Below are 21,602 nucleotides of genomic sequence, written 5' to 3' on the forward strand. Positions count from 1 at the left end.
CTACTTCTTGAGGAAGGCCGCGAAGGCGGCCATGGCCTCGGCCGAGCGCAGGCGCTGGCCGAAATGGTCGGCCTCGATGGCGATGGTCTCGGCCACCGCCTCGGCGGTGCCGCGCTTCAGCAGCATCTTGGTCAAGGCGACGGATTGCGGCGGCAGGGCCGCCAGCGCCTTCGCCTTGGCGAGCGCGTGCTCCAGCGCCGTGCCTTCCGTCACCACGGCGTTGAGAAGTCCGGCCCGAGCCGCCGTCGCGGCGTCGAAGACCTCGCCCAGCATCAGCAGCTCCGCCGCCCTCTTGCCTCCGGCGACGAGCGGCAGGAGATAGCTGGAGCCGCCTTCGGGCGAGAGGCCGAGCGCGACGAAGGGCAGGCGGAAGCTCGCGGTTGCGCCCGCGAAGGCGAGGTCGCAATGCAGCAGCATCGTCGTACCGATCCCGACGGCGAAACCCTCGACGGCCGCGACGATCGGCTTCTTCGCCGTCGAGATCGCGTTCAGGAAATCGATGGCGACGCGCGCGCCTTCGCCGGTCGCGGCCGCGGCGGCGAAATCCTTGATGTCGTTGCCGCTGGTGAAACAGCCGCCGGCTCCGGTCAGCAGGATCGCGCGGATGCTGTCGTCGGCCTCCGCTCCGGCGATGGCCTCGATCAGCCCGGTATAGCTCGCGCGGTCGAGCGCGTTCTTGCGATCCGGCCGGTTCATCGTGATCTGCACGACGCCCGCCGCGACGATCTCGCTCAACACGCTTTCGCTCATCTCGGTCCGCCCTTTCGGAAACTGGCCTGTGGGGATGGCATGCGGTTTCGCCGAGGGTCAAGCGAGGGCGGATTCGCCTTTCGTCAGGCCGCGCTTCCAAGGCAGGTCAATGTCATATGGGTAAACGCCTGGCTTGAGAGATTGCGTGGTGCGCGCGAGCTCTTATCTTGCCGACGGCGCAACCAGAGGAGAATGGCTTGGCATCCGGTCTGTTCGCACTGCTCGACGATGTCGCCGGCATCGCCAAGGTCGCGGCCTCTTCCGTCGATGACGTGGTGGCGCAGGCGACGAAGGCCGGTGCTAAGGCAGCGGGTGTCGTCATCGACGACGCCGCGGTGACGCCACGCTACGCTGTTGGCTTCGCTGCGGCGCGGGAGCTGCCGATCATCTGGCGGATCGCGCTGGGCTCGCTGCGCAACAAGCTCCTTTTCCTGTTGCCGGGCGCCCTCGTGCTGGCGCTGGTTGCGCCTTGGGCAATCACGCCGCTGCTGATGGCTGGTGGCGTTTTCCTCTGCTTCGAGGGCGCCGAGAAGGTGCTGGAACTGGTGCTGCCGCACGGATCGCACGGCGACGCCAAGGCGGGCGGCGCGGCGGGCGATCCGACGGCGCTCGAACAGCAGAAGATCGCGGGTGCGATCAAGACGGATTTCATCCTCTCGGCCGAGATCATGGCGATCACACTGGCCGGCGTATCCGATCAGAGCTTCTGGATGCAGGCGGTGGTGTTGGCGCTGGTCGGCATCGGTATCACCATCGCGGTCTATGGTGTCGTCGCGCTGATCGTGAAGGCGGATGATGTCGGCGTCGCGCTCGCGGCCAATCAGCGCCCTGCGGCGAGCCTGCTGGGCCTGCGCAGCCTGCCAGCCGGCGAGGCGGGTGGGCTAGACCGCGCGCTGCGATGGCTGACGCGACCGCTCGGGCGGGGCCTCGTGCTCGGGATGCCGCTATTCCTCGATCTGCTCGGCATCGTCGGCACAGCTGCGATGCTCTGGGTCGGCGGCGGCATCATCATCCACGGTCTCGAAGGCTATGGACTCGCCGTGCTCGGCCACGGCATCCACGATCTAGCGGCGGCGGCCGGGCGGTTCCTGCCGGCTGCGGTCGAGGCGACTGGCGAATGGCTTGCCGGGGCGGCGCTGTCGGCAGTGTTCGGGCTCGTCATCGGCGGCATCGCCATCGTCGCGATGCACTGGGTGGTGAGCCCGAGCCTGAAGCTGTTCCGCAAGGACGAGCGCAAGGTACCGCTCGGCGGATAGCCTCTGCTGATCAATCCAGCCAGGTGGTGAAGGTCTCGACCGGCTCGCGTTCGGGCACGAGGCGGTTGGCTGGCGCCGCGGGATCGGCCTTGCCTATGGCGATGCCGCAGACCACGATTTCGTTTTCGGGGATGGCGAGCTCGCTCCGCACGATGGTGTGGAACTGGGCGAAGATCGCCTGAGGGCAGGAATCGAGACCGTGGCCCTGGGCCGCGATCAGCAGATTCTCGATGAACATGCCAAGATCGAGCCAGGAGCCGATCTCCAGATCACGGTCGATGGTCAGCATCAGCGCGACCGGCGCATCGAAGAAGCGCAGATTGGCGGCGACCTGGCGCATCATGCCCTCATAGTCGCCCCTGACGACACCGAGCAGGCCGTAGAGATCCCAGCCCAGCTTGCGGCGGCGGGAGAGGTAGGGCTCGCGGAACTGCTCGGGATAATAGCGATATTCCTCGAGGCCGGGGCGCTCGCCGGCCTCGAGCGCGGCTGCGAGGGCCGCCTCGAGCCGCGCCCGCGATCGCGGACCGATCACACGCAGCTTCCAGGGCTGCATGTTGGTGCCGGATGGCGCCCGCGCTGCCAGCTCGATCAGGCGGCGCAGCAGGGCCGGATCGACGGGATCGGGCAGGAAGGCCCGAACCGAGCGGCGCTTCAGGATCGCCTGTTCGACGGCCTCGGCTCCGGTCATCCTGCGCTATCCCGCCTTGCGCTTCTCAAGGAAGGCGGCGTGCTCGCGGACGAGGTCGCCGGCCAGCGCCTTGGCGATCAGGGCACGCGTATTGGGCAGGCCGTAGATCGCGGCGAAGGAGCCGAAGCGTGGGCCCTGGTCCTCGCCGAACATCACTTGATAGATCGCCTTCCACCAGTCGCCCGAGACGCCGGGACGCTCCGGCGTCGCGTTCTTGGCATTGAGGTTCTGGTAGCGCGGGATCGCGCGGGCGACGTCCAGTGCCGTGTCCTGCACCATCTCGGGCGTGGGGTCGGCCGGCAAGGCGGCCAGGGCGGCGTCGAGCTTGGCGAAGGCGTCGCGCTCGACCTCGTCGGCCGGGCGATAGCTCTTCGCCGGCTTCACAAAGTCGCGGAAATAGGCGATCGCGTAGCCGACCAACGCGTCGAGGCGCGGATGCGTCGCGGGCGACATGCCGGGCGCGTAGCGCTGCAGGAAGCCCCAGAGCACGGACTTGTCCTCGGAATTCGCCACGGCGACGAGGTTCATCAGCAGGCCGAAGGTAACCTGCGTCTTCACCGCATTGTCGCCTTCGCCCGAGGCGATGACCTCCGGCGCCGGCGGGTTTCCGGCGTGGATGTGCCAGACCGGGTTGCCGAGGCGGTTCTTCCAGTCCTGCCGCTCATAGCCGTTGAGGAACTGGAGGTATTCGTCGATCGCGCGCGGGATCACGTCGAAATGCAGCTTCTTGGCCTCGCGCGGGCGCTGGAACATGTAGAGGGCCAGGCTCTCCGGCGGGCCGTAGGTCAGCCATTCCTCGATGGTCAGGCCGTTGCCCTTCGACTTCGAGATCTTCTGGCCCTGCTCGTCGAGGAAGAGCTCGTAGTTGAAGCCCTCCGGCGGCGTGCCGTCGAGCGCACGGGCGATCTGCGAGGAGACCTTGACCGAGTCGATCAGGTCCTTGCCGGCCATCTCGTAATCGACGCCGAGCGCGACCCAGCGCATCGCCCAGTCCGGCTTCCACTGCAGCTTCACATGGCCGCCGGTGACCGGGGAGACGAAGCGTTCCTTCGTTTCGGGGTCGGTCCAGGCGACGGTGCCGGCCTCGACATCGACCTCGTCGATCGGCACCTGCATGACGACGCGCGTCTTTGGGTGGATCGGCAGGAAGGGGGAATAGGTCGCGGCCCGCTCCTCGCGTAGCGTCGGCAGCATGATCTTCATCACCGCGTCGTAGCGGGCGAGCATCTTGAGCAGCGTCGCGTCGAACTCGCCGGCCCGATACGAGTCGGTCGAGGACTTGAACTCGTAGTCGAAACCGAAGCCGTCGAGGAAGGCGCGCAGGCGGGCATTGTTGTGCCGGCCGAACGAGTCATGCGTGCCGAAGGGATCCGGCACTTCGGTGAGCGGCTTGCCGAGATTGGCGGCGAGCAGCTCCTTGTTCGGCACGTTGTCCGGTACCTTGCGCAGGCCGTCCATGTCGTCCGAGAAGGCGACGAGCCGGGTCGGGATGGTGTTGCCGGTCAGCACGCGGAAGGCATGGCGGACCATGGAGGTGCGCGCGACCTCGCCGAAGGTGCCGATATGCGGCAGGCCCGAGGGGCCATAGCCGGTCTCGAAGATCACCGTTTTCTTGCCGGATTTCTCGATGCGGGCCACCAGTTTGCGCGCCTCCTCGAACGGCCAGGCGGCCGAACGCTGGGCGGCGTCAACAAGGGCTGCGTCGAAGGCGGGCATAGGGGCTGGTGTCCTCTCCTGGGTGGCAGGGCGCTATCGCAAAAGCGAAGAAGGGGCTTTCGCAGATTGCGAAGGGCGCCGTCAATGCGCGCGTGGGGCCGGAATGCGGCAAATGGGGGTGCGGCCCCCGCCGGAACGCCTTGCCGGCTCGCTGCGGCCGTATAGGCTCGGGCCGCCCCTTTTTCGAATTCGATCATGCCTTGAAAGGATGCCGCCTTGGACCGCGACCTGCTCGACAAGCTGACCGCCTGGCGACGACATCTCCACGCTCATCCGGAACTCGGACGCCAGGAGAAGATGACGAGCGCCTTCGTGCAGGAGAAGCTGACAGAGCTCGGCATTCCTTTTACGGCCAATGTCGGCGGCTATGGCGTGGTGGCGACGCTGAAGCGGGGCTCGTCGGAGCGCACCGTGGGCCTGCGCGCCGACATGGACGCGCTGCCGATCCAGGAAGCCAACGACCTTCCCTACAAGTCGAAGACGCCCAATGTGATGCATGCCTGCGGCCATGACGGGCATACCACCTCGCTTCTGGGTGCCGCGGCGCTGCTCAAGGCCGATGAGGGCTGGAGCGGCACGGTGCAGTTCATCTTCCAGCCGGCGGAAGAGGGGACCGGCGGCGCGCTCGCAATGCTCGAAGACGGCGTGCTGGAGCGCTTCCCGATGGAGCGCGTCTTCGCACTGCATAACTGGCCGGGGCTGGAAGCGGGTACCGTCGCGGTGCATCGCGGACCGGTGATGTCCGAGCCCGGGCGGTTCAAGATCACGCTGACCGGCAAGGCAGGCCATGCCGCGCTGCCTGAGCAGACCCATGACCCGATCGTCGCGATGGGCCACCTCATCGTCGCGCTGCAGACGATCGTCTCGCGCAATGTCGACCCGATGGAGTCGGCCGTGGTTTCGATCGGCCAGGTGCATGGCGGGCTCGCCTCCAACCAGATCCCGACGAACGTGTATATCGAGGGCACCTTCCGCACTTTCGTGCCGGCGGTGCGCGACCGGCTGCTGGCGCGTCTCAACGGCATCGCGCAGAACATCGCCGCGACCTTCGAGATGACCGCCGAGGTCGAGACGACGCGCGGCGTCGCCACGATCAACACGGCGCCGGAAGAGGACATGGCGGCCGCTGCCGGCGAGGCCGCGGGCCTTCCGGTCCGGCGCGACATGAAGGCCAGCACGACCGGCGAGGATTTCGCCTATTTCCTGGAGAAGCGGCCCGGCTGCTACATCTGGATGGGCAACGGCCCTTCGGTGAACGGCGGCGACCTGCACAACGACCGCTACAACTTCAACGACGCGATCCTGCCTGCCGCATCCGGCTGGCTCGCGGCCGTGGCGAAGCAGGCGCTGACCAGCAACGCGCCCTGAGCCTCAGAACGGACTGACCGGGAAGAAGCGCAGATAGAGACGGCTGTAGCTGCCGTCGTCCCAAAGGCCTTGGAGTGCGTAGTCGATGGCGCGCTTCAGGGCCGGATCGTCCTTGCGCAGCAGGAAGGCGACGCCCTCCCCGAAATAGCGGCTTTCGAGATAGGGCCCGCCGGAGAAGGCGAGCTCGCCGCCGCTCGCGGAAATCAGCAGCGCGAGGGCGGTGCCGTCACCGAAGATATATTCGGCATCGCCGCTGCGCAGGGCCGCGACCGCGGCGTTCAGATTGCTCGCCTCGCGGCGCTGCACGAAGGGCATCAGCCGCTCGAGGAAGGCCTGGTGCGCCGTGCCGGAGACGACAGCGACGCGGCGGCCCTGCAGGCTTTCGCCGTCGAGCTCGGCCCGGACATTGCCGCGCGTGGTGACGAAGCGGGCCGGCACGCGGAAATAGAGGTGGCTCGCCGCGAAGCGCTCGCGGATCGCCGGCGTCAGGTTCATCGCCGCGGCCAGCACATCGCCGCGGCCCTCGCCGAGTGAATCCAGCAAGGTGTCGAAGCGGCGTGGCTGGATCGTGCAGGTCCAGCCGAGCTTGTCGCAGATGGCGCGGGCGAGCTCGACCGAGAAGCCGGTCAGCGCCCCGTCCGGCCCGGCGAAATGGAAGGGCGGATAGTCGTCATCGGTGAGGAAACGCACCACGCGTGGCGGGCCGGGCTCGGGCCGGTCAAGCCGGATGCGCGGGTCCCAGAAATTCGGGATGGCGACGCGCGGCGCCTCCTGCGCCGCGGCAGTGGCGGCAATGAGGAGTGTGAAGGCGAGGGCGGTGAGCGCGCGAAGCATCGCGCGCATCTGGCGCCGGATGGGGCGCGGGATCAAGGGGTTGCGTCAGGCTCGGGACGTCGTCGCGCAGCGCCCGAGCCGAAGCCGGGTTTCAGCCCAGGCTCGCCGCCGTCGCTTTGGCGCCCTTGTCGAACAGTGCGGCGAGATGAGCGACAACCGGTTTTGTAAACCGCTGGTCGCCCGGCAGATCCGCCCCGAAGATCGCCTCGATGCCGAGCAGGCTCGCGCACAAGGCCTCGGCATTGCGCCCGGCCGCGTCAGCGCGGCGCTTCAGCTCGGCCGCCAGCGGATCGCGCACGTCGATAGCGCCGCCCTTCTCGTCAAGGCCGGTGACGTAGCGCATCCAGGCGGCGACGCCGAGTGCGAGATGGTCGATCGGGGCTCCGGCCTTCAAGCGTTCGCGGATGGTGCCGAGCAGGCGCTGCGGCAGCTTCTGCGAGCCGTCCATGGCGATCTGCCAGGTGCGGTGACGGATGGCGGGGTTCTGGAAGCGGGCAAGCAGGGCTTTGGCATAATCCGCCAGCACGACGCCCTGCGGTGCCGGCACGGTTGGGATGATCTCGTCCCAGAGCCCGGCGAGGAAGCGGGCGAAGACTGGATCGCCGCTGGCCTCGGCCACCGTCTCGTGGCCGGCGAGATAGCCGAGATAGGCGAGCGAGGAATGCGCGCCGTTCAGCATGCGCAGCTTCATGAATTCGAAGGGTGCGACCTCCGAGACCATCTGCGCGCCGACCTGGTCCCAGGCGGGCCGGCCATCGACGAAGACGTCCTCGATCGCCCATTGCCGAAAGGGCTCGCCGATCACCGGAGCGGCGTCGTCCTGGCCGATCAGCCTGGTGACCTCGGCGATGTCCGCCTCGGTCGTGGCGGGGACGATGCGGTCGACCATCGTGGCGGGAAAGGCGCCGTTGGCCTCGATCCAGGCCGCGAGCTTGTCGTCCATGAGCGCTGCGAAGTCGCGGACGAGGCCGCGCAGAACATGGCCGTTGGAGGGCAGGTTATCGCAGCAGAGCGCGGTGAATGGCCCGAGCCCCGCATCGCGGCGCGCCTTCAGGCCGGCGACGAGAATGCCGACCGCCGAACGCGGCGTATTCGGATTGGCAAGATCGTGGACGATGTCGGGATGATCGGCCTTGAGCTTCCCGGTCGCCGGGTCGTGGCAATAGCCCTTCTCGGTGACGGTGAGCGAGACGATGCGGGTCTCGGGCGAGGCCAGCTTGGCGACGAGGTTGGCCGGTCCTTCCGGCGCAACCAGAACGTCCAGCACCGAGCCGATGACACGCAGCTCCGGCCCCGCCGGGGCGAGCTTGAGCAACGTGTAGAGCCCGTCCTGCGGCCTCAGCCGGTCGCGCTGGTCGGGACGCTGCAAGCTGGCGCCGACAATGCCCCAGGCGCCGAAGGATGTCTCAAGCGCATCCTCGGTGTACTCGGCGAGGTGACCGCGGGCGAAGGCGCCAAGGCCGAGATGGACGATGCCGGGCTCGAGGGCCGAGCGATCATAGGTCGGGCGGCGAACCGTGGCCGGCAGGCTTGCGAGGGTTGAAGCGGAGAGGCGGGTCACAGCTTGTAGGCCTCCTTGGCGAGGCGATAGGCGAGGTCATGCGCGACTTCGGCCGCCTCGTCCTCGTCCAGCCGGTGCTCGGCGACGAGCTTGGCGAGATAGGCGCAGTCGACGCGCCGCGCGAGGTCGTGGCGGGCGGGGATCGAGAGATAGGCGCGGGTGTCGTCGTTGAAGCCGACGGTGTTGTAGAACCCGGCCGTCTCGGTCGTCAGCTCGCGGAAGCGCAGCATCGCCTCCGGTGCGTCGAGGAACCACCAGCCCGGCCCGAGACGCAGCGCCGGATAATGTCCGGCGAGCGGTGCGAGCTCGCGCGAATAGACCGTCTCGTCGAGCGTGAAGGCGATGACGGTGAGGTTCGGCTCGTTGCCGACGGCATCGAGCAGGGGCTTCAGCGCCTCGACATAGTTGGTCGCGGTCGGGATGTCGCAACCCATGTCGCGGCCGAAATGCTCGAACAGATAGGGGTTGTGATTGCGGTAGGATCCCGGATGGATCTGCAGGACGAGCCCGTCATCGAGACTCATCTTCGCCATTTCGGTCAGCATCTGGCCGCGGAACAGGTCGGCATCCTTGGCCGAGACCTTGCCCTTGAGGATCTTGGCGTAGAGCTTCTCGGCCTCGGCATCTGAGAGGTTGGCGGTGCGCGCCGTGGCATGGCCGTGGTCGGAGGAGGTGGCGCCGCGCTCCTTGAAATAGGCGCGCCGCTTGCGGTGGGCCGCGAGATAGCCGGTCCAGCTGCCGATATCCTCGCCCGTCAGCTCGCCGAGTTTTTCGAGATTGCCGGCGAAGCCCTCGAATTCCGGGTCTACGACGCCGTCGGGACGATAGGCGGTGACGACCTTGCCGCCCCAGCCGGAGTCGCGGACCATGTCATGCCATCTGAGATCGTCGAGCGCGCCTTCGGTCGTGCTGATCGCCTCGATGTTGAAGCGCTCGAACAGGGCGCGGGGACGCAGCTCCGGCTCTTCCAGCTTGGCGGCGATCTTGTCGTAGATCCGGTCGGCATTCTCGGCATTCAGCCGCTCGTTGACACCGAAGATGGTCGAGGCCGCGTGCTCGAACCAGAGCCGCGTCGGCGTACCGCGGAAGAGATGCCAGTGGCTGGCGAAGAGCTGCCAGATCTTGCGCGGATCGGTCTCGACCTCGGCGCCGTCCTTGCGCGGGATGCCGAGCTGCTCGAGCCGGACGCCCTGCGAATAAAGCATGCGGAAGATGTAGTGGTCCGGTTTGACGAAGAGGGTGGCCGGATCGGGAAAGGCGTTGTTCTCGGCGTACCAGCGCGGATCGGTATGGCCGTGCGGGGAGATGATCGGCAGGTCGCGCACCGTGGCGAAGAGCCGTCGCGCGATGCCGCGCGTCACCGGATCGGCGGGAAAGAGGCGATCGTCGTGCAGCAGCATGGGCATCTCCCGATATGATTGGCGATCTCTAGAACCGCGTCGGGCAAGGGTCAATCGCCTGGTATACTAGTGCGCCAGATCAACCGTTGTTCGTAAGCACATGATGGCGCGCGAAGCGGGCTTGCAAGCGGCTTCGTCGCCAAGCCATCTTGCCTGCCGCAACCGGTGCGGAGCGAGGACGATGACGACGCGGCGTGAACTTCTGGCGGGGGTGGGTCTGACCGCTGTCGCAACCCAGATGCCGGTGATCGCTTTCGCCCAGGCGAAGGACAGCGTCACCATCGGCATGACACTCGAGCCGCCGACGCTCGACCCGACCTCCGGCGCCGCGCAGGCGATCCGCGAGGTAACGCTGCAGAACATCTTCGAGGGCCTGGTCAGGATGGACCGGACCGGCACGATCCAGCCTTGCCTCGCCGAGAGCTGGGAGCTTGCTCCCGACAACGTCACCTACCGCTTCAAGCTGCGGCAGGGTGCGAAATTCCATGACGACACGCCCTTCACCGCGGAACAGGTGAAGTTCTCCTTCGAGCGGGCGGTGGCGCCGGATTCGACCAATGCCCAACGGCAGCTCTTCACGCCGATCGCCGAGATCACGACGCCAGATCCGGCGACAGTGGTGATCAAGCTCAAGCAGCCGACCGCCAGCTTCCTCTATGGCCTGACCTGGGGCGATGCGGTGATCGTCGCGCCGGCGAGCGCGGCCAACAACAAGACCAATCCGGTGGGGACTGGCCCGTTCAAGTTCGCGCGCTGGAACCGTGGTGACAGGCTGGAGCTCGCTCGCTTCGACGGCTACTGGGGGCAGAAGCCCTCATTGGCAAAGGCGACCTTCCGCTTCATGTCCGACCCGCAGGCGCAGGTCGCGGCGCTGCAGGCAGGCGATGTCGATGCCAACACCAATCTTTCGGCGCCGGAAGCAGTCGCGCAGCTCAAGGCCGATCCCAAGCTCACCGTCACGATCGGTCGCACCGAGGGTGAGACGGTGCTCGCCACCAACAATGCCAAGCCGCCCTTCGACAATCTCAAGGTCCGCCAGGCGATCGCCCACGCGCTCGACCGCAAGACCATCGCACTCGGCGTCTACGGCTTCGACGTCCAGCTGATCGGCAGCCATTTCTCGCCGCTGCACCCGGCCTATATCGACCTGACCGGTACCTATCCCTACGATCCCGAAAAGGCGAAGGCGCTGCTCAAGGAAGCCGGCTTCCCGAACGGCTTCAACTGCACGCTGAAACTGCCGCCGCCGTCCTATGCGCGCCGGGCCGGCGAGATCGTCGCGGAGCTCTTGGCGCAGGTCGGAATCAAGGCCTCGATCGAGCCGCTGGAATTCCCGCAATGGCTTGAGCGCGTCTTCCGCAACAAGGACTACGACCTCAGCATCATCGCCCATACCGAGCCGCTCGACATCGATATCTATGCACGCGACGACTACTACTTCCAGTACAAGAACCCGGCCTTCAAGGCGCTGATCGCCAAGATCTCGGGCACGCTCGACGAGGGCGAGCGCAACGAGCTCTACAAGCAGGCGCAACGCATGCTGGCGCAGGATGCGGTCAACGGCTTCCTGTTCATCCTGCCGAAGATCACCGTCGCCAAGGCCAATCTGGAAGGCATGTGGACCGACTGGCCGCTGCCGGTGACGCCGTTGGCGGAGCTGCGCTGGCGTTGAGGCCGGTTTCCGCTGGAGCCATCCCGTGATCGGCTACATCCTGCGCCGCCTCGTCGCGCTGGTGCTGACCCTGCTGGCTGCGGCGCTGGTGATCTTCCTCGTGCTGGAGGTGCTGCCGGGCGACCCGGCGGCGGTGACGCTCGGCCTCAACGCCTCGCCCGAGGCGCTTAACGCGCTCCATGCCGAGATGGGGCTCGACAAGCCGGCGCCCCTGCGCTTCCTCCTCTGGCTCGGCGGGCTCGCCACCGGCGATCTCGGCCTGAGCTACACTTATCGCGTCCCGGTGGCGCAGCTCATCGCCGAGCGCATGGCGGTGACTCTGCCTCTGGCCGTGCTCGCCATCCTGCTCGCCATCCTGATCGGCATGCCGCTCGGCGTGCTCGCCGCCTCGCGCCACGGCAAGATGGCCGATGCCGGCGTCATGGCCTTCGCGCAGGCCGGCCTCGCGATTCCGAATTTCTGGTTCGGTCTCCTGCTGGTGCTCGTCTTCGCGGTCGGGCTCGGCTGGCTGCCGGCGAATGGCTTTCCCGGCTGGCAGGCAGGGCTCGGCGTGGCGCTGAAATCGCTCGCCATGCCGGCGCTGGCGCTCGCCTTGCCGCAGGCGGCGATCATCGCGCGGGTGACGCGCTCGGCCATGCTCGATACGCTGCAGGAGGATTTCGTCCGCACCGCCCGCGCCAAGGGGCTGAGCGAGGGCGTGACGATGCGCCGGCACGCGCTGCGCAACGCCCTGATCCCGGTGGTGACGATCCTGGGGCTGCAATTCTCCGTGCTGATCGCAGGCGCGATCATCATCGAGAACGTCTTCGCCCTGCCGGGGCTGGGACGGCTGGTCTTCCAGGCCATCGCCCAGCATGACCTGATCGTGGTCAAGGACCTCGTCATGCTGTTCGCCGGCCTCGCCATCCTGATCAACTTCGCTGTCGAGCTGCTCTATGGCCTGATCGACCCGCGATTGAGGCAGGCATGAGTGCGGCTGCCGACAAGGCGCCCGGCGGCAAGCGGCGCTGGTGGCTCTCGCCCTCCTTCGTGATCGGGGCGGTGTTGAGCCTCGCTGTCGTCGCGCTGGCTCTGGTGTCCTATCTCTGGACGCCGTACCTGCCGACGCAGATGGCGATGCTGAAGCGTTTGCAGGGGCCTTCGGCGGCGCATTGGTTCGGCACCGACCAGTTCGGGCGGGACGTCTTCTCGATGATCATGGTCGGCGCGCGCAATTCGCTGGCGGTGGGGCTGGGCGCGGTCGGCATCGGCATGGTGCTCGGGACCGGGCTCGGGCTGATCGCCGCCGTCAGGCGCGACGGCATCCTCGACAACATCATCATGAGGACCGCCGATTTCACCCATGCCTTCCCGGCCGTGCTGACGGCGATCATGATGACCGCGATCGCCGGCCCCGGCATGCTCAACGCCGTCGTCGCGATCGGCGTGTTGAACCTGCCCTATTTCGCGCGGCTCGCACGCGGCGCGGCGCTGCAGGTCTGGACGCAGGATTTCATCCAGGCGGCGCGGGCCGCGGGGCTCACCAGCCGGCAGATCACACTCCATCATGTGCTGCCGAACATCGCCGGCATCCTGGTGGTGCAGGCGACGATCCAGTTCGCGCTCGCCGTGCTGGCCGAGGCGGGGCTATCCTATCTCGGCCTCGGCACGCAGCCGCCCAATCCCTCCTGGGGGCGGATGCTCAACGAGGCGCAGACCTTCATGGCGACGCAGCCCTGGCTTGCGATCTTTCCGGGTGCCGCGATCGCGCTGACCGTGCTGGGGTTCAACCTCCTCGGCGACGGCTTGCGCGATGCGATCGATCCGCGCCTGCGCCGCAGCCGGTGAGAGATTTGAGGATGCTTCGATGACCGACCTTGCCGATCTGAGCGCGGCCGAACTGCTTGCCGCCTATCGCGACCGTTCGCTTTCGCCGGTCGAGGTGGCGGAGGATGTCATCGCCCGCATCGCGGCGTGCGAGCCGAAGCTGGATGCGCTCTGGGCCTATGATGAGCAAGCCGCACGGGCGCAGGCCAAGGCCTCTGAGGCGCGCTGGCGACGCGGCGAGGCGCTGCCGCTCGATGGCGTGCCCGGCACGATCAAGGAGAACATCCGCACGAAAGGCGTCGCCGTCCCGCTCGGCACTGCCGCCAACGATCTCGCACCCGCAGCGGACGATGCGCCGCCCGCAGCCAGGCTGCGCGAGGCCGGCCTCGTCATCCTCGGCAAGACCACGATGCCCGATTACGGCATGCTGTCCTCCGGGCTGTCGAGTTTCCACAAGCTCGCGCGCAATCCGTGGGATGTGACGAAGAATCCAGGCGGCTCCTCGGCCGGGGCGGGCGCCGCTGGGGCTGCCGGCTACGGCCCCTTGCATGTCGGCACCGATATCGGCGGCTCGATCCGCCTGCCGGCCGGCTGGTGCGGGCTCGTCGGGCTGAAGCCGAGCTTCGGGCGGGTGCCGATCGACCCGACCTATTATGGCCGCGTCGCCGGGCCGATGACGCGCACCGTCGCGGATGCAGCGCTGATGATGCGCGAGCTGGCGAAGCCCGATGCGCGCGACGGCATGAGCCTGCCGCTGCAGGATATCGACTGGCAGGCACTCGACATCGACCTGAAGGGGCTGCGCATCGGTCTCCAATTGGATGCCGGTATCGGCCTTGCCGTTGAACCGGAGACGAAGGCTGCGATCGAAACGGCGGCGAAGGCTTTCGCCGATGCCGGCGCGATCATCGAGCCGGTGGCGCCGCACATCACCCGTGCAATGCTCGACGGTCTCGATGATTTCTGGCGCCAACGCGCCTGGGTCGATATCGGTGCGCTGTCGGCGGAGAAGCAGGGCAAGGTGCTGCCCTACATCTTCGCATGGGCCGAAGGCGGAAAGGACCTGCCGGGCGAGCGGATCTATCGCGGCATGAGCCAGATGATGGCGATGCGCGATGCGGCGCTGAAGGCGATCCAGCCTTACGACTTCATTCTCTCGCCTGTCTCGCCGGTGCCGAGCTTCCCGGCCGAATGGGCCTCGCCGGTCAACGATCCGGCCAGGCCTTTCGAGCATATCTGCTTCACCGTCGCGGCCAATATGTCGGACCAGCCGGCGATCTCGGTCCATGCCGGGACGACGGCGGCGGGGCTTCCGATCGGCCTGCAGGTTACCGGCAAGCGTTTCGACGATCTCGGCGTGCTGCGGATGGCGCGAGCCTGGGAAAAGATGCGCGGCCCGATCGCCTGGCCGCGCGTTTCCTGAGGCGTTGATCGAACAGGAGGGACGGCATGGATCTGCAGCTCAAGGGCAAGCGCGCGCTGGTGACCGGCGGCAGCAAGGGGATCGGTCGCGCCATCGCGCGGCAGCTTGCGCTCGAAGGCGTCGACGTCGTCATTGCCGCCCGCAACCAGGATGAGCTGGCGGAAGCGGCCTCGGCGCTCGCTGCCGAAAGCGGGCGCAAGATCATCGGCCATACCGTCGATACGCAGTTCGACGAATCGGTGAAGGCGCTGGTCAGCCACACCGTCTCGGTGCTCGGCGGGCTCGACATCCTGGTGAACGCGGCCGGCAAGCCGGGTGGGCAGGCGCCACCGCCGAAGCTCGGCGAAATCACCGACGCGCTGTTCTGGGACGACGTCAACGTCAAGGTGATGGGTTATCTGCGCATGGCGCGCGAGGCTGCGCCGCATATGGCGTCCCAAGGCTGGGGCCGGATCATCAATATCAGCGGGCTAGCCGCACGCTCGACGGGTTCGACCATCGGCTCGATCCGCAACGTTGCCGTGGCGGCGCTGACCAAGAACCTCGCCGACGAGCTCGGGCCGCAGGGCATCAACGTCACCGTCGTCCATCCTGGCCTGACGCGGACCGAAAAGACGGCTTCGCTCGTCGCAGGACGGGCGAAAGCGAGCGGCAAGACCGCAGCGGAGGTCGAGGCCGGAATGGCCGCGAACGTTACCATCGGCCGTCTGGTCGCTGCGGCGGAGATCGCCGACATCGTCGCCTTCCTGGCCTCGCCGCGCAGCGTCGCGATCAATGGCGATGCCATCGCTTGCGGCGGTGGCATGCGCGGGGCGATCCACTACTGAGGCAAGCTCTCAGAACAGGGCGGTCGGGGCGAACTGAGCGACGAGCATCAGCACGAGGCCGGCAAGGCCGAGCGCACCGCCGGTGAAGGCGAGCAGCGTCACGCCGGTGATGATCGCGGCGGAGGAGATCACGATCGCGATCTGGATCAGGCCCGAGGATATCTCGAACTTCTCGTCGCGGGCGGCGGAAAGGTCGCGTCGCGCCTCCGCAGCCTTGGCGCGGGCCGCGAGCTCCTTGCGACCTTCGTTGGTCTCGGGCTCGGTATCGTAGCGCGCAGCGGTCTGCTTCCAGCTCTCGATGCGCTTGGTCAGGCGCTCGCGGGCGGCGTCGTCAGTCGCGCCGGCGAGTTCAACCTCCATGGCCTCGGCTGCGGTGCGCAACGTCGTGCCGCGGATCGTCTTGGCCTGGAAGAAGGCCCAGAGATTCGACGCTTCGATGTTCTTGGCGACGGCTTCCTGCTGGGCGTTCTTGCCGCCGATCTCGGAGAAGGCGAGCAGGAGGGCGAGGAGAGCGATCAGCAGCGCGATGCGCTTGTTGCCGCCTTCCGGAATCTCGACGGGTTCAGACACCGAATCACCTCGCAAGGCCGTTGTGGCGGCGCTGTTTAAGGCTTTCGGTTACGGCAGCAAGATGTCGGATCGCCAAGCGTCATGCCCGACGCAAGATGGCGATCCGTTATCTTCTTGCATCGGATGAAATCCGATGTCAGCGCCCGGCGCGTGGATGGGCGGCGTCATAGGCCGCCATCAGCCGTGTGGAATCGATGCGGGTGTAGATCTGTGTCGTCGAGAGCGAGGCGTGTCCGAGCAATTCCTGGATGGCGCGCAGATCGCCGCCGCGCCCGAGCAGATGCGTCGCGAAGGAGTGGCGCAGCGCGTGCGGCGTCGCCGAGGAAGGCAGTCCGAGGGCGCCGCGCAAGCCTTCGACGGCGAGCTGGATGATGCGGGGCGAGAGTGGCCCGCCCTTGGCACCGACGAAGAGCGGGCCTTCCGGCGGCAGGCGCCAGGGGCAGAGCTTGAGATATTCGGCAATCGCCGTGACCACGACGGGCAGCACCGGCACCATCCGCGTCTTGCTGCCCTTCCCGAGGACCGTGAGCGTCTCGCCTGCGCTTTGCGGGGCCTGCGCACGGGACAAGGAGAGAGCCTCCGAGATGCGCAGGCCGCTGCCATAGAGCAGGCCGAGGACGGCGGCATCGCGGGCGAGGATCCATTGCTCGCGTTCCTCGCCGGCGCGGGTGTCGGCCTGGGTTACGGCGCGGGCGGAGGCGGGTTCGAGCGGGCGTGGCAGGGACTTGCCGAGGCGCGGCCCGCGCGTCGCGGTGAAGGCTGCGGCGGTGAGTTTGCCGTTGCGCTCGCCGAAGCGGGCGAAGGAGCGCAGGGCCGCGAGCTGGCGCATCAGCGTGCGGTTGCCGACGCCGTCCCGCCTGCGCTGGCCGAGAAAGGCGCGCAGGTCGACCGGCTTGAGAGCGGCGATATCCGCAAGCGAAGGGGCACCATCGAGATGCTCGGTGAGGAATGCGGCGAACTGGCCGAGATCGCGCGCATAGGCTTCCAGCGTCTTGGGCGAGAGGCGCCGCTCGGCCGAAAGGTGGCTGAGCCAGTCGCTCCGGAACGAGTCGAAATTGGTCATGAGGGCAACATGACGCTCCTGCCTTAACAGCAGCCGAATCGATGCTAGACACTGGCACGATGGACGAGACGGCGGACATGATCGAAGGCGGCACGGTCGACGTGCTGATCCCGCTCGGGCTCGACCAGGCCTATAGCTATGCCGTGCCGCCGGGAGTTGTGCTTGCGCCCGGCGATGTCGTGCAGGTGCCGCTTGGGCCGCGCGAGACCGTCGGCGTGGTATGGGCTATCGGGTCCGGGCGCGGCGGTAACCTCAAGAAGGTCACCGGCAAATGCGACATGCCGCCGCTCGATCCGGCACTGCGCAAGCTCGTCGACTGGGTCGCCTGGTACACGCTGGCCGCCAAGGGCTCGGTGCTGGCCCTGGCGCTACGCCGCCAGCCGGACGATACGCCCGAACGGCCGAAGCTCGGCGTCCGGCTCGTCGGCGCGCCGCCCGCCCGGGTGACACCCGCGCGGGCCAGGGCCATCGCCGCGGCCGAAGGTGGCCTGCTGATCGCCAAATCGGCGCTGGCCGATGCTGCGTCCGTCAGCACGGCTGTGATCGATTCCCTCGTCGATGCCGGCACCTTCTCCGTCGAGCCGCTGCCGCGCGAGGCAGTCGCCGCGCTGCCCGACCCCGACCATGCGGTGCCGGAATTGTCGGAGGGGCAGGCCGAGGTGGCCCAGGCGCTGGTGGCATCGGTGCAGGCGAAGGCGTTCGGCGTCTCGCTGCTCGAAGGCGTCACGGGCTCGGGCAAGACCGAGGTCTATTTCGAGGCAGTGGCGGAGGCGATCCGGCTTGGGCGCCAGAGCCTCATCCTGATGCCGGAGATCGCGCTGACGGCGCAGTTCATCGATCGGTTCGAGGCCCGTTTCGGAGTCAGGCCGGGCCTGTGGCACTCGGCCGTGACAGGCCGCAAGCGCGAGCGCCTGCAGGCGGCGATCGCCAGCGGCGAGGCGAAGGTTGTGGCCGGCGCCCGCTCGGCGCTGTTCCTGCCCTACAAGGATCTGGGCCTCATTGTCGTCGATGAGGAGCACGAATCCGCCTACAAGCAGGAGGATGGCGTTTCCTACCATGCCCGCGACATGGCGGTGGTCCGGGGACGCATCGAGAACGCCCCGGTCGTGCTCGCCTCGGCGACGCCTTCGCTCGAAACCCGCGTCAATGCCGAGCGCGGCCGCTACGTCCATCTCAAGCTGCCGGAGCGCTTCGGCGGACGCGAATTGCCGAAGCTCGGCCTGGTCGACCTGCGCCGCGACAAGCCGGAGCGGGGGCGCTGGCTCTCGGGCGCGCTGGTCAAGGCGATCGAAGCCAATATCGAGGCCAAGGAGCAGTCGCTGCTTTTCCTCAACCGGCGCGGCTACGCACCGCTGACGCTCTGCCGCGATTGCGGCCACCGCTTCCAGTGCCCGAACTGCACGGCCTGGCTGGTCGATCATCGCTTTCGGCGCGCGCTGGTCTGCCATCATTGCGGACATGTCGAGCGCCGCCCGCATGAATGCCCGGCCTGCCATCAGCCTGAGAGCCTGATCGCCTGCGGACCGGGCGTCGAACGGCTGGCCGAAGAGGTCGCGACACTTTTTCCACAGGCGCGCTCCATCGTATTGTCCAGCGACTTCCCAGGAGGGACCGAGCGCCTGAAGCAGGAGCTGATGGCGGTGGCCGAAGGCGAGTTCGACATCGTCATCGGCACGCAGCTCGTCGCCAAGGGGCATAATTTCCCCGGCATGACGCTGGTCGGCGTCGTCGACGCCGATCTCGGCCTGACCTCGGGCGATCCGCGAGCGGCCGAACGGACGTTCCAGGCGCTCCGACAGGTCACCGGACGCGCGGGGCGGGGCGAGAAACCCGGCCGCGCCCTGCTTCAGACGCATGACCCGGAGCATCCGGTTCTGAAGGCGCTGGTTTCGGGAGACCCGGAGCGGTTTTATGCCGCAGAGGAGGCCTCGCGGGAGGCCGCAGGGCTGCCGCCCTTCGGGCGTCTGGCCGCGCTGATCGTCTCGGCGAACAGCCAGGCCGAGGCCGAAAGCCACGCGCGGGCACTGGCTCGCTGTGCCGAGGCCGGTGACGGAATCGCCGTGCTGGGGCCTGCAGAAGCGCCCCTGGCTGTGCTCCGCGGGCGCCATCGCATGCGTTTGATCGTCAGGACGGCGCGCGAGGTCAATCTGCAGGATTACCTGCGCGGCTGGCTGAAGCGCGGCCCCAAGACCAAGGGTTCGGTCAGGGTCGCGGTGGACGTCGATCCGCAGAGCTTTCTCTAGATTCCTTTGAATTGCTGAAAGCCGTGGCAAAATGGCCGCTTATCAAGGCCAATCAGCGATTGCGTGGCCCGGAACCGCATGCTAGTGCACCGCCACATTTCGGTCGCGAAGTCGTCTTGCCGGCTTCGCGCCTATGATACTCGCAGCGTCGGAACCCTGCACTCCACCTTCGTTCTGAAGGTCGCCGGTGCGGTTCCTTGAAACGAGAGACGGGAAGCGTGGCTGAAGGCGGATCGCAGGGGACATTGGTGTCGGGCGTAGCTCAGCGCTATGCCACCGCGCTGTTCGAGCTGGCTGAGGAGAACGGTGCCGTCGACGCCGTCGCGGCCGCTCTGGATACCTTCAACGGTCTGCTCGCCGAAAGCGAAGACCTCCGCCGCCTGATCGAGAGCCCGGCCTTCACCGCCGAGGAGCAGGTCGCCGCGGTCAGGGCCGTGCTCGAGAAGGCCGGCATCACCGGCATCGCCGCCAATTTCATCGGCCTCGTCGCCAGCAAGCGCCGTCTCTTCGCGCTGCCGGGCATGATCGCCGGCTACAAGCGTCTGGTCGCCGAGGCCAAGGGCATTGTCTCCGCCGAGGTGACGGTCGCCGAGCAGCCCACGGCCAAGCGCGTCGACGAGATCCGTGCGGCGCTGAAGGGCGTCGCCGGCAAGGATGTCGACGTTTCGATCAAGGTCGATCCGGCGCTGATCGGCGGGCTCGTCGTCAAGATGGGCTCCCGCATGGTCGACGCCTCGCTGAAAACCAAGCTCAATTCAATTCGTCTTGCCATGAAAGAGGTCGGCTGATGGACATCCGCCCCGCTGAAATCTCCGCCATCCTGAAGGCCCAGATCTCGAATTTTGGGTCGGAAGCTTCGGTCACCGAAGTCGGCCAGGTTCTCTCCGTCGGTGACGGCATCGCCCGCGTCTACGGCCTCGACAAGGTCCAGGCCGGCGAGATGGTCGAGTTCGAGACCGGTGTGCGCGGCATGGCGCTCAACCTCGAGAGCGACAATGTCGGCGTCGTCATCTTCGGTTCCGACCGCGACATCAAGGAAGGCCAGACCGTCAAGCGCACCGGCGCCATCGTCGACGTTCCCGTCGGCAAGGAACTGCTCGGCCGCGTCGTGGACGCGCTCGGCAACCCGATCGACGGCAAGGGCCCGATCAAGGCCAAGGAGCGTCGCCGCGTCGACGTCAAGGCGCCTGGCATCATTCCGCGCAAGTCGGTGCACGAGCCGATGGCGACCGGCCTCAAGGCGATCGACGCCCTGATCCCGATCGGCCGCGGCCAGCGCGAGCTCATCATCGGCGACCGCCAGACCGGCAAGACCGCCGTGGCGCTCGACACCATCCTGAACCAGAAGCCGCTGAACGTCGAAGGCGCTCCGGAGAGCCAGAAGCTCTACTGTGTCTATGTCGCCGTCGGCCAGAAGCGCTCGACCGTCGCGCAGCTCGTGAAGGTGCTCGAGGAGCGCGGCGCGCTGGAGTACTCGATCGTCGTCGCGGCCACCGCTTCGGACGCTGCTCCGATGCAGTTCCTGGCGCCCTTCGCCGGCTGCTCCATGGGCGAGTATTTCCGCGATAACGGCATGCACGCCGTGATCATCTATGACGACCTGTCGAAGCAGGCCGTCGCCTACCGCCAGATGTCGCTGCTGCTGCGCCGCCCGCCGGGTCGCGAAGCCTATCCGGGCGACGTGTTCTATCTCCACTCCCGCCTGCTCGAGCGCGCGGCGAAGATGGGCGAGGCCGCCGGCCTCGGCTCGCTGACGGCGCTGCCGGTCATCGAGACGCAGGCGAACGACGTGTCCGCCTACATCCCGACCAACGTGATCTCGATCACCGACGGTCAGATCTTCCTTGAGACGGACCTGTTCTACCAGGGCATCCGCCCGGCCGTGAACGTCGGTCTCTCGGTGTCGCGCGTCGGTTCGTCGGCGCAGACCAAGGCCACCAAGAAGGTCGCCGGCAAGATCAAGGGCGAGCTCGCCCAGTATCGCGAGATGGCCGCCTTCGCCCAGTTCGGTTCGGACCTCGATGCGGTCACGCAGCGTCTGCTCAACCGCGGCGCCCGCCTGACCGAGCTGCTGAAGCAGCCGCAGTTCTCGCCGCTGAAGATGGAAGAGCAGGTCGTCGTGATCTATGCCGGCGTGAACGGCTATCTCGACGCGCTGCCGGTCAACAAGGTTCGCGCCTTCGAGGACGGCCTGCTGGCGCTGGTCCGCTCGAAGCATGCCGATCTGCTGAACGAGATCGGCTCGTCCAAGGACCTGTCGGACGCCAACGCCGCCAAGCTCAAGGACATCGTCACGGGCTTCGCGAAGTCCTTCGCCTGATCATTACGACCGGCGCGGCCGAGCCCAGGGCTCTGCCGCGCTGCTTCTCTGGATTGCTTCGTTGCCGCGCCCGCCGTGGCTGACGAGTAGGGGATCAAGATC

At 67.4% G+C, this 21,602-nt stretch carries 17 protein-coding genes and 1 pseudogene; 10 read left to right on the top strand and 8 right to left on the bottom strand.

Features of this window, described 5'->3' with window-relative positions; all coding sequences use genetic code 11:
* Entirely contained in the window at positions 1–750 is a 750-nt protein-coding gene (locus CE453_RS05270; protein WP_089173628.1) for an enoyl-CoA hydratase-related protein, read from the bottom strand.
* A gap of 197 nt (positions 751–947) precedes the next feature.
* Between CE453_RS05270 and CE453_RS05275 the strand changes: the two genes are divergently transcribed.
* On the top strand, positions 948–2,006 hold the full coding sequence (locus CE453_RS05275) for a DUF808 domain-containing protein (RefSeq protein ID WP_089173629.1): 1,059 nt from the start codon (positions 948–950) through the stop codon (positions 2,004–2,006).
* Between the two features lie 10 nt (positions 2,007–2,016).
* Here the strand turns inward: CE453_RS05275 and CE453_RS05280 are convergent, their stop codons facing one another.
* Positions 2,017–2,697 carry a nitroreductase gene (locus CE453_RS05280; RefSeq protein ID WP_089173630.1) on the bottom strand — a complete coding sequence of 227 codons (681 nt, stop codon included), beginning with the start codon at positions 2,695–2,697 and terminating at the stop codon, positions 2,017–2,019.
* A gap of 6 nt (positions 2,698–2,703) precedes the next feature.
* Complete coding sequence (locus CE453_RS05285; RefSeq protein WP_089173631.1) at positions 2,704–4,413, bottom strand: lysine--tRNA ligase; 1,710 nt, start codon at positions 4,411–4,413, stop codon at positions 2,704–2,706.
* A 216-nt stretch (positions 4,414–4,629) separates the two neighbouring features.
* Between CE453_RS05285 and CE453_RS05290 the strand changes: the two genes are divergently transcribed.
* Positions 4,630–5,781: an amidohydrolase gene (locus CE453_RS05290; protein WP_089173632.1), complete on the top strand. Its 1,152-nt coding sequence runs from the start codon at positions 4,630–4,632 to the stop codon at positions 5,779–5,781.
* A gap of 3 nt (positions 5,782–5,784) precedes the next feature.
* Here the strand turns inward: CE453_RS05290 and CE453_RS05295 are convergent, their stop codons facing one another.
* From CE453_RS05295 to uxaC, 3 genes are all read right to left on the bottom strand, one after another.
* Complete coding sequence (locus CE453_RS05295) at positions 5,785–6,615, bottom strand: transporter substrate-binding domain-containing protein (RefSeq protein WP_089177720.1); 831 nt, start codon at positions 6,613–6,615, stop codon at positions 5,785–5,787.
* Positions 6,616–6,706: 91 nt separating this feature from the next.
* Positions 6,707–8,176, bottom strand: a complete 1,470-nt coding sequence (locus CE453_RS05300) for a mannitol dehydrogenase family protein (RefSeq protein ID WP_089173633.1) — start codon at positions 8,174–8,176, stop codon at positions 6,707–6,709.
* Positions 8,173–9,576: a glucuronate isomerase gene (uxaC, locus tag CE453_RS05305; protein WP_198302267.1), complete on the bottom strand. Its 1,404-nt coding sequence runs from the start codon at positions 9,574–9,576 to the stop codon at positions 8,173–8,175. The genes CE453_RS05300 and uxaC overlap by 4 nt, the downstream gene beginning before the upstream one ends.
* A 181-nt stretch (positions 9,577–9,757) precedes the next feature.
* On the opposite strand from uxaC, the gene CE453_RS05310 reads away from it, so the two are divergent.
* The 5 genes from CE453_RS05310 to CE453_RS05330 are packed head-to-tail and all read left to right on the top strand — an operon-like array spanning position 9,758 to position 15,304.
* Positions 9,758–11,248 (top strand): ABC transporter substrate-binding protein, encoded by a 1,491-nt coding sequence (locus CE453_RS05310; RefSeq protein ID WP_089173635.1) that lies wholly within the window; start codon positions 9,758–9,760, stop codon positions 11,246–11,248.
* Positions 11,249–11,273: 25 nt separating this feature from the next.
* Positions 11,274–12,218 carry an ABC transporter permease gene (locus tag CE453_RS05315; protein WP_089173636.1) on the top strand — a complete coding sequence of 315 codons (945 nt, stop codon included), beginning with the start codon at positions 11,274–11,276 and terminating at the stop codon, positions 12,216–12,218.
* A complete protein-coding gene (locus CE453_RS05320) occupies positions 12,215–13,075 on the top strand; it encodes an ABC transporter permease (RefSeq protein ID WP_089173637.1) in 861 nt (286 codons plus the stop codon). The genes CE453_RS05315 and CE453_RS05320 overlap by 4 nt, the downstream gene beginning before the upstream one ends.
* A 19-nt stretch (positions 13,076–13,094) precedes the next feature.
* The gene (locus CE453_RS05325; RefSeq protein ID WP_089173638.1) at positions 13,095–14,477 is read left to right on the top strand and encodes an amidase; all 1,383 of its coding nucleotides are present in this window, start codon (positions 13,095–13,097) and stop codon (positions 14,475–14,477) included.
* Between the two features lie 26 nt (positions 14,478–14,503).
* Entirely contained in the window at positions 14,504–15,304 is an 801-nt protein-coding gene (locus CE453_RS05330) for an SDR family NAD(P)-dependent oxidoreductase (RefSeq protein ID WP_089173639.1), read from the top strand.
* A 9-nt stretch (positions 15,305–15,313) separates the two neighbouring features.
* On the opposite strand, the gene CE453_RS05335 is transcribed toward CE453_RS05330, so the two are convergent.
* A complete protein-coding gene (locus CE453_RS05335) occupies positions 15,314–15,874 on the bottom strand; it encodes a DUF4337 domain-containing protein (RefSeq protein ID WP_248307960.1) in 561 nt (186 codons plus the stop codon).
* Positions 15,875–16,010: 136 nt separating this feature from the next.
* Positions 16,011–16,907 (bottom strand): annotated as a pseudogene (locus CE453_RS05340) (tyrosine recombinase XerC); the annotation flags it as partial.
* A 71-nt stretch (positions 16,908–16,978) separates the two neighbouring features.
* Between CE453_RS05340 and CE453_RS05345 the strand changes: the two are divergent.
* The 3 genes from CE453_RS05345 (at position 16,979) to atpA (ending at position 21,500) form a co-directional block, all read left to right on the top strand.
* Entirely contained in the window at positions 16,979–19,180 is a 2,202-nt protein-coding gene (locus CE453_RS05345) for a primosomal protein N' (RefSeq protein WP_248307961.1), read from the top strand.
* A gap of 218 nt (positions 19,181–19,398) precedes the next feature.
* Positions 19,399–19,968 carry a F0F1 ATP synthase subunit delta gene (locus CE453_RS05350; protein ID WP_089173642.1) on the top strand — a complete coding sequence of 190 codons (570 nt, stop codon included), beginning with the start codon at positions 19,399–19,401 and terminating at the stop codon, positions 19,966–19,968.
* Complete coding sequence (gene atpA, locus CE453_RS05355) at positions 19,968–21,500, top strand: F0F1 ATP synthase subunit alpha (protein ID WP_089173643.1); 1,533 nt, start codon at positions 19,968–19,970, stop codon at positions 21,498–21,500. Before CE453_RS05350 ends, atpA begins: the two co-directional genes overlap by 1 nt.
* Positions 21,501–21,602: the final 102 nt, after the last annotated feature.

The sequence above is a fragment of the Bosea sp. AS-1 genome (genome assembly GCF_002220095.1).
Lineage (GTDB): Bacteria > Pseudomonadota > Alphaproteobacteria > Rhizobiales > Beijerinckiaceae > Allobosea.

Coding starts and splice junctions, on each gene's coding strand:
- CE453_RS05270 (WP_089173628.1), bottom strand. CDS start 750: ATGAGCGAAAGCGTGTTGAGCGAGATCGTCGCGGCGGGCGTCGTGCAG.
- CE453_RS05280 (WP_089173630.1), bottom strand. CDS start 2,697: ATGACCGGAGCCGAGGCCGTCGAACAGGCGATCCTGAAGCGCCGCTCG.
- CE453_RS05285 (WP_089173631.1), bottom strand. CDS start 4,413: ATGCCCGCCTTCGACGCAGCCCTTGTTGACGCCGCCCAGCGTTCGGCC.
- CE453_RS05295 (WP_089177720.1), bottom strand. CDS start 6,615: ATGCTTCGCGCGCTCACCGCCCTCGCCTTCACACTCCTCATTGCCGCC.
- uxaC (WP_198302267.1), bottom strand. CDS start 9,576: ATGCTGCTGCACGACGATCGCCTCTTTCCCGCCGATCCGGTGACGCGC.
- CE453_RS05310 (WP_089173635.1), top strand. CDS start 9,758: ATGACGACGCGGCGTGAACTTCTGGCGGGGGTGGGTCTGACCGCTGTC.
- CE453_RS05320 (WP_089173637.1), top strand. CDS start 12,215: ATGAGTGCGGCTGCCGACAAGGCGCCCGGCGGCAAGCGGCGCTGGTGG.
- CE453_RS05325 (WP_089173638.1), top strand. CDS start 13,095: ATGACCGACCTTGCCGATCTGAGCGCGGCCGAACTGCTTGCCGCCTAT.
- CE453_RS05330 (WP_089173639.1), top strand. CDS start 14,504: ATGGATCTGCAGCTCAAGGGCAAGCGCGCGCTGGTGACCGGCGGCAGC.
- CE453_RS05345 (WP_248307961.1), top strand. CDS start 16,979: ATGCTAGACACTGGCACGATGGACGAGACGGCGGACATGATCGAAGGC.
- atpA (WP_089173643.1), top strand. CDS start 19,968: ATGGACATCCGCCCCGCTGAAATCTCCGCCATCCTGAAGGCCCAGATC.